At 71.3% G+C, this 12,901-nt stretch carries 6 protein-coding genes; all 6 read right to left on the reverse strand.

The annotated features are described in order from the left end of the window. Nucleotides 1–8: 8 nt before the first annotated feature. Genes ACQP0P_RS11740 through ACQP0P_RS11765 form a run of 6 tightly spaced genes read right to left on the reverse strand, consistent with a single transcriptional unit; the run spans nt 9 to nt 12,876 of the window. Nucleotides 9–1,595 (reverse strand): AMP-binding protein, encoded by a 1,587-nt coding sequence (locus ACQP0P_RS11740; protein WP_433374781.1) that lies wholly within the window; start codon nt 1,593–1,595, stop codon nt 9–11. Further along, nucleotides 1,592–3,388: a condensation domain-containing protein gene (locus tag ACQP0P_RS11745; protein WP_433374784.1), complete on the reverse strand. Its 1,797-nt coding sequence runs from the start codon at nt 3,386–3,388 to the stop codon at nt 1,592–1,594. Before ACQP0P_RS11745 ends, ACQP0P_RS11740 begins: the two co-directional genes overlap by 4 nt. After that, the gene (locus tag ACQP0P_RS11750) at nt 3,385–3,654 is read right to left on the reverse strand and encodes a hypothetical protein (protein WP_433374786.1); all 270 of its coding nucleotides are present in this window, start codon (nt 3,652–3,654) and stop codon (nt 3,385–3,387) included. The genes ACQP0P_RS11745 and ACQP0P_RS11750 overlap by 4 nt, the downstream gene beginning before the upstream one ends. Continuing rightward, nucleotides 3,651–4,844, reverse strand: a complete 1,194-nt coding sequence (locus ACQP0P_RS11755) for an MFS transporter (RefSeq protein ID WP_433374789.1) — start codon at nt 4,842–4,844, stop codon at nt 3,651–3,653. Before ACQP0P_RS11755 ends, ACQP0P_RS11750 begins: the two co-directional genes overlap by 4 nt. Beyond that, a complete protein-coding gene (locus ACQP0P_RS11760) occupies nt 4,841–9,691 on the reverse strand; it encodes a condensation domain-containing protein (RefSeq protein ID WP_433374792.1) in 4,851 nt (1,616 codons plus the stop codon). The genes ACQP0P_RS11755 and ACQP0P_RS11760 overlap by 4 nt, the downstream gene beginning before the upstream one ends. 47 nt (nt 9,692–9,738) lie before the next feature. Further along, nucleotides 9,739–12,876 (reverse strand): amino acid adenylation domain-containing protein, encoded by a 3,138-nt coding sequence (locus ACQP0P_RS11765; protein ID WP_433374795.1) that lies wholly within the window; start codon nt 12,874–12,876, stop codon nt 9,739–9,741. Nucleotides 12,877–12,901: the final 25 nt, after the last annotated feature.

Below are 12,901 nucleotides of genomic sequence, written 5' to 3' on the forward strand. Positions count from 1 at the left end.
CTCCTCGATCAACCGGCCTGGGTCAGCAGGTCGGCCAGCGCCCGGCGGTCCACCTTGCCGTTCTCGGTGAGCGGGAACCGGGACACCCAGCGGAACCGGCGCGGCAGCATGTAGGACGGCAACGCGGTCCTGACGAGTTCCGCCAGCTCGTCCGTGTGTACCTGCGATCCGGTGTAGACCGCCACCAGGTCCACGTCGCCGTCGGGAGCGGTCAGCGGCACGACCAGCACGTCGGCGACCGCGGGATGCCGGGACAGGACCGCCTCCACCTCTCCGGGCTCGATCCGGTGCCCGCCCAGTTTGACCTGGTGGTCGAGCCGTCCCAGGCAGACCATCTGGCCGCCTTCCAACCGCACCCGGTCACCGGTGCGATACCAGTGCCGCTCCGTGAGCGGTGCCGTGCCGTCGTGGAGTGACGTCTCCTCGCCGTCCACGGACACGAACCGGCCGATGTCGTCGGCCGGGTCGAGGTAGCCGTCGAACCGCTGCACCCCCTTGACGCACAACTCGCCCTCGTCGGCCGGCCTGCCGTCCGCTGCCAGGATGAGGCTCTCCAGGTACGGGTACACCGTGCCGATGGGAACACCGCCGTTGGAAGTCCGCGGCCAGCGCGCCTCATCCTCGGGCAGCCAGTACGCGCTGCAGCAGACCGTCAGCTCCGTCGGTCCGTACGCGTTCTCGATCCGGGAGTTCGGCGCCGCCGCCCGCCACGCCCGCGCCTGGGACAGCGTCAGTTGCTCTCCGCCGAACACGGTGCAGCGCACGTCCGGCAGGCTTCCCGCGGGCAGGGCTCCCATCCGACCGGCGAACGAGACGACCGACGGCACGAGCACGCAGTGGGTGATCTCCCTGTCGTTGAGGAACCGGACCGGCGCCAGCAGTTCCCGGTGGCGCGGTACGACCAATGTCCCTCCGCACCCCCAGGCCACGAACATCGCTGTAACGGAGGCGTCGAACGTGAGGTCGCCGTTCTGGGTCCACCGGCATTCGGGGCCGGCCTCGTAACGGGTGATGTGATGCTCGATGAACGGCGTGATGTTGCGGTGGCGGACGGGGACCCCCTTCGGCGTTCCCGTCGAACCCGAGGTGAACATGATGTAGGCGAGTTCGTCCGCGGACGGACCGGGGAGGCCGTCGGACACGAACGCGGCCACCTCCTCCGTGGGGCCCGCCTCCCAGCCGTCGCCGGAAAGATCGAGACGGCGTGCGCCCGTGCTCGCGGCGATCACCGCCGAACCGGCCGATCCCGCGTCGTCGGCGATCAGTGTGTCGATGCCCGCCGCCCGGGTGATGGCGAGTGTGCGCGACAGCGGATGCGAGGGGTTCAGCGGGACGACGGCGGCACCGGCGAACAGCGCCCCCAGATAGCCGGCATAGGCGGCGGGGTGGCGGGAGGCGAGCAGGCCGACACGCCGTGGGCGGAATGCCGGGTCGGCGAGCAGCCGCGCCGTCACGTTCCGCGCGCAGTCGTCCAGCTGTCGATAGCTCAGCTTGAGACCGGCCACCTCCAGCGCCGTCCGGTCCGGATGGCGCAGGGCACCGTCGGCGAAGAACCCGTGCAACGGCTTACCCGGACCATTCCCGGCCACGCTCATGGTCGCCTCCTCCGGCGCACGGCCTCGGCCGTCGCGGTGACCGTCGGCTCTTTGAAGAACTCGATGATGGGCACCGCCACCTGGTACTTCCGGCGCACCCGTGATAGGGCGGTGAACACCAGCAACGAATGGGCGCCGTATTCCAGCAGGGAATGGGAAGGATCGATCGCCGGCAGTTCGAGGAGTTCCATCCAGAGCTCGGCGACCTCGCGTTCCAGATCATCGGCGTATCCGTCCTCCCGCGGCGACGGCGTGTCCGGTGGTCTCCCGCCGGGCGCGGTGGTCCCGGTCACGGAGGCGTCGCCGATCCGGGCGATCTCGCCGTCCACGTTCCGCAGGACCAGGTCGCTCAGGTCCGGCCAGTCGCCTTCGGGCGGTGCTTCTCCGACCCGGTGCCGCCGTCCGGGGACTCCGACCGGAGCCAGGTGGCCGGAGGCGTCGATGATCTGTGTCATGCCTCCGGAGGGATCACCGCCCTCCGGGTCCGCGTCGACGAACAGGTCCGCGACAGGCCGGTCCGGCATGCTCAGGGCACGGTCCAGCGCGGTGCGCAGGGATTCGCCCACGGCCCCGGCCACTTCGGCCGGCAGGATTCCGCGGTCATATTCGATGTCGAGCGTCCAGCCGCCGTCGAACGCCGTCACGTTCAGCCCGCAGTCGAACTTCGCCGTGCCGTTCGCCCGTTCCCCCACCGCACGCACCGGTTCGTCCGGACGCGGTGGGTGTCCCTCCTGCATGGCGATCACACAGGAGAAGACCGGGTTCCGGTTACCGGTCCGGACCTGCCGCAGATGCTCCACAATCTGGTTGAAGCCGACCGCGGCCCGGGATCGTGTCCTCCTGACGGCCTCCCGTACCGTCGAGCGGACGAACTCGTCGAACGGCGCCGACCACTCGACGGGCACCGTCAACGGCAGCGTGTTGACGAAGAAACCACACAGGCCGAACGCCCCCGGCGTAGAACGTGACATCAGGGGCGTGCCGAGCACCACCGCCGACACAGCCGAATGGCGGGCGACCACCGCGGCGTAGATGGCGCTGAAGAACTCGAACGTCGAGACGCCGCGACCGCGGCACAACGCGGCCAGCGCGCGAGCGGTGTCGCCGTCGACGGTCCATCGGATGTGCGCGCCGTGGAATGTGGCGTCGGCGGGCCGGTCCGAGTGCGGATACAGCGTGGCCTCGGGCAGGTCGCGGAACTCGGCCGCCCAGTCTCTGGCCTGGGCGAGCGTGGCCGCGTTCTGGGCGGCACGGTGCTGGCCGGCCAGTTCCGTCGCCAGCGCCTTCTCCCGGGCCTCGCGCAGCACGGCGACGTCGGCGCCCCTGAGCGCGGCGGACAGGTCATCGGCCAGCGGCCGGATCGAGAGGCCGTCGAACACGATGTGATGGATGGAGACCAGCAGCACGGCCCACCGGTCCGCCCGTACCAGGCAGAACCTGTACAGCGGTCCGCCGTGCAGATCGAATGGCCAGGTCGCGAGCCGATCGGCGGCCGCGCCGACTGGATCGTCGCCGCCGTGGGGGGCGCTGTGGAACGGCAGTTCCCCCGCGGTCGGCGGCTCGGTGAGCACCGCGTGCGGTTCCGGGGCGTCGACCATGACCGTTCGCAAAGCGGGCTGCGCGGCGACGACGGCGGCCAGCGCCGTGCGCACCTCGTCGTCGGTGTACGACGGGTCCAGCTCCACCTCGGTCAACGTGTTGTACAGATGGGCCACCGGCAGCATCTCGCGCAGTAGCAACAACGACTTTTGCGACTGTGTCAAAGGCAGCCGGTTGGCAGTCGGCGCGGTCATCGGACACCGTCCCGAGCCTCGGCCGCTTCCGGTGCCCCGGCGCTGCGACTCGCCATCTCCCGTAGCCAACCGCGGAGGTCGCCGATGGTGTGGACATCGACGAGCCGTGCGAGATCGATTTCCGTGGCCGGATCCGGGACGGCCTCGGAGATGATCCGCAGGATCGACAGTGACTCGATCCCGGCGTGCACCAGTGGTGTCGCCTCGTCGAAGGTGCCGACGGCGTGACGGGCGATGACGTCATCGATGCGGTGGATGATGGTCATGGCGCGACATGAGCCTTTCGGGTAGGGATGAACTGGGTGACCAGCGCGATCATCGCGACAACGGTGAACAGGACGGCTCCCAGAGCGAACAGGCCGCCGGACAGCGATACGAACAGGCCCCCGACGGCCAGCGGGCCGAGCACCGTTCCGATGCCCCCGACGGTGGCGTTGCCGCCGAGTGCCAGGCCCGCGGCGCCGTTGGGAGCGCTGCGACTCATCCGCGTCACCTGGCACGGGAACAGCAGACCGGCGCCTATGGCGTAGGTCAGGGGCAGTAGCGGTGTCCACCACACCGTGGGCAGCAGTGGCACCAGAGCCATGGACGTGGCCAGCAGGAGCGCGCCGGCCACCATGAGCCCAGGCTCGCCGAACCGGCTGACCAGCCTGCTGAGCAGCAGGCCGCGGACCAGCAACGCCACTATGCCGCTGATCGCCATCAGCCCGCCGTAGGCGGTGGACGAAATACGGAACTCTTCGTGCAGGAAGAGCGGCAACACCGTGGCATATCCGGTGAAGCCAAACCAGCCCACGAAGGCGATGGCCGCCAAGGGGCGCAGCCGACGGCTGCGGAGTAGCGATCCGATCGCGCCGAGCACCGGCTTGCGGACCGTTCCGGCAGCAGGCTCGCCCGTACTGACGCGGGTGGCCAGCACCGCGGCGGCGAACGCGGCGGCGGCCGCGACGGTACCGACCGGCCCGATGCCGTACGGGACCGCCAGCGCGCCGAGCGCGGGCCCCACGATCGTTCCCGCGCCCTGCACCGCGGTCAGGCGGCCGATCATCACCGTGCGCGCGTCGCCGGCGATGCGGCCGACCATGTGCGTCTGCAGCAGAACGGGTACGGCGCCGCCTGTACCCGCCAGCACCCGGGCGACGAACATCGTGGGGTAGTCCTGCGACAGGGCAAGAGTCAAGTGACCCGCCGCGGCGACCAGTGGGGCAACCATGAGAAGGCGGCGAGTGCCGATCCGGTCGGCCAAACCGCCCCACATCGGTGCCAGCAGGAGCTGAGTGACCGCGGACGCGGCGAACAGCGCGCCGACCGCCACCGGGCCGGCGCCCATGTCCAGTGCGAAGAAGGGGAGCGCGGGCAGGATGACACCGGTGGCCACCGCGTCGACGGCGCTCAGCGCAAGCAGCACCGCGCCCTGCGGGCCGGCGGGGGGCCGGGACATGGGTGCGGTGGTCATCCGCCCGCCCGCATGGCTGCCGCCGGGGCGGAGACCAGCCGCTGGACGCAGCCGACGAAGCCGGTGACGAATCGCCGGGCGGCGGACTCGTCGAACCTGGTGGCCGCCAGTTCGGCGGTCACCGCCAGCCGCCCGTCCTCGTCCGCGACGCTCACCGCGATGTCGAACTTGGCGTACTGCGGCGACATCACCAGCCGCCGCAGCCGTAGTGACGGACTGAGATCCAGCGGTACGTCGACCCTCTGCACGGAGAACACCGCCTGCAGGAGCGTGCCGCCCGCGCCCACCTGGTCCGCCAGCGCGGCGACCACCTCCTCGTACGGCAGTTCGGCGTCGGCGATGGCGTCCCGTACCGCCGCCTCGGCCCGGCCGACGAGGTCGTCGAAGCTCACCGAGCCGGTCAGGTCGAGCCGGACCAGCGCGGTGTTCACGAAGAGGCCCACGGTCCTCTCGTCCTGGGGCCCACGGCGCAGGACCGGCGTGCCGACGCAGATGTCCCGATCCCCGGTCAGTGTCGCCAGAGTCCACCCGAAGGCGACCAGCAGTACCCGATACAGCGAGCAGCCACGCGCGGCGGCGTACCGCCGCACCGCCGCCGCCGTCGCCGGGTCGATCGGCAGCCGTACCTCAACCACCGGTGACAACTCGCCGTCGCCGCCCCCGCTCGCCGGAGGCAGGTTGAGCGGCCAGGCGGCGCCGGTGAGCCTCCTGCGCACGCGTTCGGTCAGTTCGTCGACCGACGCCAGGTCCAGCTCCGCCTCCTCGAAGCTCGCGTCGGCGATCTGCCTGGGCAGCGCGGCCTGGGACGGGACGCTCCCGGCGCGCCACTGCTCGTATGCCTCCAGCAGGTCACCGACGACGAACCTCAGGCTCCAGGCGTCCGCGACGATGTGGTGCATGAGCAGGAGCAGCGTGAACCGGTCACCGTCGCGTAGCAGGTGCACGCGCAGCAGGCTTTCCCGCTCGACGTCGAACGGTCTCCTGGCGAGATGTTCGGCCCGTTCCCGCTGCAGGTCCGCGGGCACCTCCTGAATGGTGACCGCCGGGCTCAGGTCGGGCACGAATCTCAGGACCGGTTCCTGGTCGGGGGTGACGACCACCGAGCGGAACGCGTGATGACGGCGGGCGACGGTGCGCACCGCCCGGCGCAACGCCTGATCGTCGACGGCTCCCTCACCGGCGAGCAGCATGGGCACGTTGTACATCGCCGTATCGGGACGCATGAATTCCAGGAACCACATGAAGCGCTGCTGGGACGTGAGCCCCGTCTCGGTGATCCTCCCCTCGGGGCCGTAGCCGAGCTCGCGCGCGACCGCCGCCGTGCGGGGATGCAGGGGACGGGCGGTATCCCCGGTTCGCCACCTGTCGGCGGCCGAGGCGTCGATCGAGTGGTGCTCGTAGAACTTGATGTCACCGAGCATGCGGCCGCCGGGCCGCAGGCCGTCGGTCATACGGGTTCGCTGGTCGTCGTATACCTGCAGGATCCGCGGGTCGTAGGTGATGCCGAGGAAGGCACAGAGGCGCCTCGCCAGATCGCCGGGGTCGGCGACGAGTTCCTCGAACGACACCCGCATCACCCGCGCGGGATCGATGCCGTCGAGGAAGGCGGACGCCTGCTCGTGGGCCAGCCGCCAGACGAGCTCGGCCGATTCCTCCGGGGTGAAGCCGTGGTCGGCGCGCAGGTAGGTCTGGTCGAGTCGGGCCTCCAGGAAGGACGCGATGCACGCCTGCGGATGCCGGGTCAGATGGATGTACCTGGGCCCGTCGAACAGTTCTTCCGCCCGCCGCAGCGTGCCCGCGTCAAGCGCGTAGGCCGTGGTCTTGTCGACCAGCGTCCGGCCTCCGGCGCGCTCGGTCAGCCAATGGTAGGCGTCCGCGACGCTCCAGCCCTCGTCGGTGACCTGGTCGAGGAACGCCTCGGCCTGCTGAACCGTGTCGTCCTGCAGCGACATGACCGCCCGGACCAGCCCTTCCCGGTTGAACGTGTACCGCCCTGACAGGGCGGCACGACGCTCGGCGAGCGTGCCGTACTGAAGGAGTTCCAACTCCGGCGGGGCGAACAGCTCCGGATGCCCGCTCAGGATGATCCGCATCAGGGTGGTTCCCGAGCGCGGTGGGCCGAGCACGAACACCGGGGACGGCAACCGCTCGCCGGGCGTTCCCCCGCCGCCGTGGGCGGCCGAGATCAGCCGCCGGAGCCGTTCGCCGGCCTCGGTGTCCGCGCGGGAGACCGCGTGCGGCGCCGCCTCCCGTTCCGGTGCGGTCTCTCGCGGCCCGCGTCCGCCCATGCCGCTGGCCGCCAGGGCCTTGCCGTACTCCCGCCGCAGGTATGTGGTCAGTTCGGCGGGGGTCGGGTTGTCCAGAAGAGCGACCACATAGAGGTACGTGGACATCTCGCGGGAAAGCTGGGCGGTGAGCAGCGCCGCCTTGATGGAGTCTCCACCGGCTGTGAAGAAGTTGTCATCCACCCCGACGTCGTCCGCGCCGAGGACTTCGTGGAACAGCGCCAGTACGTGACGCTCCAGTTCATCGGCGGGGGGCCGGCGGCCGTGCGGCGACGAGGGTGCGCGATGGGCCAGGGCGAGCAGTTCCTCCCTGTCGCACTTGCCACTGCTGAGCTGCGGCAGCCGGGACACCACGATCACGCGGCCGGGCACCGCGTGCGCGCCGAGCGACGGACGCACCGCCGTCAGTACCGCGTCGCCGTCCAGTTTTTTCCCGCCTGCCAGGAAGATGACCAGCAGCCCCTGGACGAGCAGTGCCTCGGCGTCCTCCACCGCGTCGTGGGCGCGGAAGGCGGCCGCGACGTCGGCGAGTCGCAGCCGGACGCCGCGGACCTTCACCTCGTCGTCGGCCCGGCCCACGAAACGCAGCGCGCCATCCGGCCCGACGTACCCCTCGTCACCGGTGAGATAGAGCCGGTCGCCGGGATCCCCGTCGAAGCGGTCCGTGACGAAACGCTCGCGGGTCAGCTCGGCGGCGTTCGCGTAGCCCGCGGAGACCTGGGGGCCGCCGATGGCCAACTGGCCGACGAAGCCGGGTGGTACGACCTCGCCCCAGCCGTCCAGCACATGGACCCGTGTGCCGGGCACCGGCCGGCCGATGGGCACGTCGGTCTCGTCGTCCGCGACGTCGTGGTAGGTGGCCCAGACGGTGGCCTCGCTGGGCCCGTACTCGTTGACCACCCGGACGCCCGGGGCCCGGAGGCGGAGTGTCGCGGCCAGGCCGGCGGGGAACGACTCGCCCGCGCCCACGACCACGCGCAGACTCCGCAGTTGGTCACCGGTCGCCGCGCGGGTGATGCCGCCGAGCACCCGGGGCAGTCCGAGGGTGGCGGTGATGCCGTGCCGGGCGATCAGTTCGACGAGCAGGGCCGGGTCTCGCAGGGTGGACGGCGGCGCGATGTGCAGGGTGCCCCCGCAACCGAGCGTCCAGTAGAGGCCGGCCACCGAGCTGTCGAAGTGCAGCGGTGACAGCAGCAGGAAGTCGGCGGGTTCGGTGCCGTACACGGCCTGCCGTGCGGCGTTGGACACCGCGAGGTTCCCCCGGGTCACCACGACGGTCTTGGCCATCCCGGTGCTACCCGAGGTGAAGATGAGATAGGCGGGGGTGTCCGGAGGCGGCGCGTCCGGCAGAGCCACGGTGGACTCACGCCCTCGCCGGATCAGCTCGTCGAGATCGCACACGGCGATGCCCGGCGGTGCGGGATCGGGGAGCGGCGACGCCGTGATCGCCACGGTCACGCCGCGCTCGCGCAGCAACGCCCAATCATCCGTGTGATCGGGCGGAACCACTACGTAAGGGATGCCGGCTCGCAGCGCGGCACAGGCGCCCACCACCGTGGCAGCGCCCTGTCCGGTCAGCAGGGCGACGGAGTGGAGAGTGCCCTTCGGCCCGGCCTGGGAGCGGTCCGCCGAGGCCATCAGTTCGTGCAGTCCCCTGGCCGCGGCGGCGGCACGCTCTGCCAGCTCCTCGTGGCTGAGTGCGCCGTCCTCGGCGACGACCGCCGCCCGCCCCGGCACGGTACGCCCGACGAGTTCCTCGACGGCCGGCACCCGGCCAGGGGGGCCGGGCTCGGAGCGCGCCGCGGCCAGCGCCGATTCCCGGTCCGCCGCCCGCCAGCGAGGTATCGCCGCCAGTCGCGTGCCGGGCTCGGCGACCAGTACGGCCAGCACGTCGATGATCTGGTCGGCGAGTCTGCCCAGCGACGCGCTGGTGAACAGGTGCGCGGCCCCGGTCACCGAGAGCGCGGGATCGGGTCCCTCGTCGATTCGCACCACGCCGTCGAAGCCGGGGTCCAACCGCACCGGCCGGTGCAGCGAGCCGTGCTCAACCAGCCAGGAGAGGACCGGAGGGCTGGGATCCTGCCCCTCTGGCTCACCGGCCTCCCCGCTCGGTGACGGTGGGTCACCGTACTGGGCATCGTAGGCGTCCAGCAGCGCCCGACGTGTCACGGACAGCAGATCCGCCCCGGTGGCGTCCGGGTCGACCGGCACGGGTGTCGGCAGGACCGCCATCACGCCGCCGATCTCCTCGTCCGGGGTGGTGGACCGGGTCGGGGGCACCGCCAACCAGACCGTGCGGGCACCGCGCCGTGCGGCGAAACACACCGCGAGAGCGGCTGTCAGCAGCGTGTGGACAAGTATGAGGTCACCGGAGCTCACTGCTCTGATGCGCGCGGCGAGACTCTCGTCGATGGTGCGCCGCTCGGCCTTCGGCGCGGAGTGTCGCCCCTCATCGGGGGAGTGGACATCCGCCGGCCAGTAATCTTCGACGACCACGTGGGGCAGGATTCGTGACCAGTGGCGGCGCGCGGCGCGCCGCCGTGCGGACAGCGTGGTGCTCATCTGCATCAACCTCGCTCGAATCGGATGTGGCGATGACGGTCGTGCCGTCATCTCGTCGTGGCGCCGAAGTCGAACTCCGCGGCCGTGGTGAAGGAGCCGGGTCTCACTCGGCGCAGGACCTCGACGCCCGCGACGGAATCGCCGGTATCGGATACCTCGCAGATGGTGTCGAGCGCCCCAAGGAAGGACTCGAGGATCTCGGTCGCCTCGTCCTCCGCGACCGCATCGAGGTCGTGCACCAGTTCTCCGGTCCAGGTGCTCCCGCCTCTGCTGATCGTCAGGAGCAGTTCGTTCTTGACCGGCCCGGGGTCGAGTCGCACCCGGCCGGAGATCCGGGCCGGGGCCACCGTGGTGTAGTCGAGCGCGAAGAGAACCGAGGGCCGCCCGTCGGCCCGCCACTCCCGGGTGACGTCCGACAGAGGAAGGTCGCGGCGGGCGAACGCCGCCGAACAGTACGCCGCCCAGTTTCTGAGCCAGCCGGTCAGCGAGCCTTCCGCCGGCAGCCGTAACGGGAACAGCAGGGTGTTGACGAACAGGCCCACGGTCGTCAGGAACGGCTCGCCACGGACGGTGCACGGACTGCCGATCACGCAGTCGGTGTCGGTGGCGTAGTCCTGCAGTGCCGCCGCATACGCTGCCGACAGCACCGGGAAGGTCCCGATGCGCATCCTGCGGCTCACCGCCTCCACCGCGCGAACCACGGCCCCGTCCAGTTCGAAGGGCACGCGCCTGCCCTGCCGCGGCCGCGCTCCCCCGAGGTCATGACCGGTGGGCGTGCTCCGCATCCGCAACGGGCTCAGTCCGGCGAGGTTCTCGTGCCACCAGCGACGTTGCTCGGCGGCGGCGGCGCTCGAGAGGAAGGCCCGTTGCCGGGCGACGAACTCCGAGTAGGGCGGCGGGTCCGGGGTTTCCACGACGCCACCTCGATAACGCAGCCACACCTCGTCCAGCAGCAACTGGATGGCGGCCGCATCGCAGGCGACGTGGTGGATCATGATGGTGACGAGATGGCGCCGACCGGCCGTAGCGTCCCGCTCCGATTGGCCGAACTCCACGATGTGCAGCCGCACCGGTTGCTCCGTGGCCAGGTCGTAGGGCCGGGCACAGGCCCGCTCGACGAGCGAGACCGCCTCCGGCAACCCGGCCGCCGGGCAGGCCGGCCGTTCCTCGGCGATCGTCACCCGGTCGTCCACCACCGTTTCGGCACGGTGCGCGGTCATGAGGTACCGGGTTCGCAGCACCTCGTGCCGCTGCGCCGCGTCGCGTAGCGCGCGGGCGAATCGGTCGGGGTCGAAGGCCCCGTCGACCTTCTCGCACCACGCGGCGACATAGGCCGCCGAGACCAGCAGGTACTGTTCCGCCACCAGGATCTCGGTCTGACCGACCGCCGGATGCTGTGCGGGGTGGACGTGGTCCCCGCCGACGGGCGACGCCGAACCGGCGGACGAGCGCGACCGTACGGCTTCCACCCAGTCGGCGAGCGTGGGCGCCTGTAGCAGTTCGCTCAGGTCGAGGAAGTCTCCGAGGGCCGCGGCGACCCGGTCGACGATTCGGACGGCCAGCATGGACTGGCCGCCCGCGTCGAAGAAGTTGTCGCCGAGCCGGAGTGCCGGTGTTCCCAGTGCGGTACGGGTCTCCTGCAGGATCAGTTCCGCGAGTGGGTCGGCGGCGTCACTCGACGTCTCCGTACCACCGCTCTCCTCTTCGGGGCTCATCGCCGGACCGACCGGGTCACCGGCGGCGATCAGCAGATCCCTGACCGCCGGGATATCGAGCTTGCCGTTGCCGGTGGCCGGCATCGCGTCCAGGCGTACCACGCGCGTGGGCACCGCCCAGCGCGGCAACCGAGCCCGCAGGCGGGCCGAGACCGACGCCGGCGACGGGCCGCCGGTGTACGCGGCGGCGAGCGTCACGGCGTCGCCGTCCGCGGGCACGGCGACGACCACGGCTTCCGTCACGCCGGGAAGGCCGGCGAGAACGTGCTGGGACTCGCCAGGCTCCAGCCGGACACCGTTGATCTTCACTTGGTCGTCGAACCGGCCGAGGAAATGTAACGTGCCGTCTTCGCCGAGCCGCACCCGGTCGCCGGTCACATACATGGTGACCTCGCCCGAGGCGGAGATCGGCCGGTCGGGCCCGTCGGTGATGACCGAGCGCACCAGCGGGGCGGGCACCACTTCGAATCTTTCCGCGGTCGGCTCCGGCAGGCGGTGGTAACCGAGCGCCACGGTGGGGCCGACGACGCACAGCTCTCCGGTGGCACCGGCCGCCACGGGTTCGCGCCGCTCGTCGAGCACCAGCACGCCGGTGCCGCGGATCGGCCGGCCGATCGTCGCGGGGTCGGTGTCGGGTGTCAGCTCCGTCCACGTCGACCAGATCGTCGCCTCGGCGGGCCCGTAGAGGTTGAGCAGCCGGCGGCCCGCGGACCAGCGGTCACGCACGGCCGGAGTGCACCGTTCGCCCACTGAGCACACGACCCGCAGATCGGGTAGGTCGGACGGCGGCAGGGCGGCGAGCGCGGTCGGCGTGGCCACCAGGTGGGTCACCCGCTGCTCGTGCAATCGCCGCACGAGCCCGCTTCCCGGATAAGCCCCCTGCTCTCCCGGGAACACCAGGGCGCCACCGGACTGGAACGCCATCAGCAACTCGAACACGTACGCGTCGAAGCTGACGTTGGCCATCTGGTACACGCGGGCATCCGGGCCGAGTCCGAGGATCCGCTGCTGCTCGGCGGCGACGATCCGCAGGCCGCCGTACCGGACGACCACTCCTTTGGGCACGCCGGTGGTACCTGACGTGTAGACCAGGTACGCCACGTCGTCATCCCCGCGTCCTGCGCGGATCCGCCGGCCGGGAACGCTGTGGGCGGGCTCGGCCGGCAGGTCGAGGCGCCTGGTCTCCGGTGGCGGCGAAAGCCCGGCCTCGGGAGCGGCGAGCACTGTCCGGGCCCCGGAGTGGGCGATCAGCTCGGCGATCCGGGCGGGCGGCAGGGCCGGATCCAGGGCCAGGAACGCGGCGCCGGCGCGCGCGACCGCCAGGATGCCGATCACACCGGCGGCCGTCCGCGGCGCGACCACCGCGACGATCTCACCGGGGTGGACGTCCGCGAGGGCGGTGACGAGTCGGTCGACCGTCGTGTCGACCTCCCGGTACGTCCAGACCCGCCCGCCGTCCACCAGTGCCACAGCACCCGGGTCTACTTCGACATCG

It is taken from the genome of Streptosporangium sp. CA-115845, assembly GCF_050943795.1.
In the GTDB taxonomy this organism is placed as follows: domain Bacteria; phylum Actinomycetota; class Actinomycetes; order Streptosporangiales; family Streptosporangiaceae; genus Streptosporangium.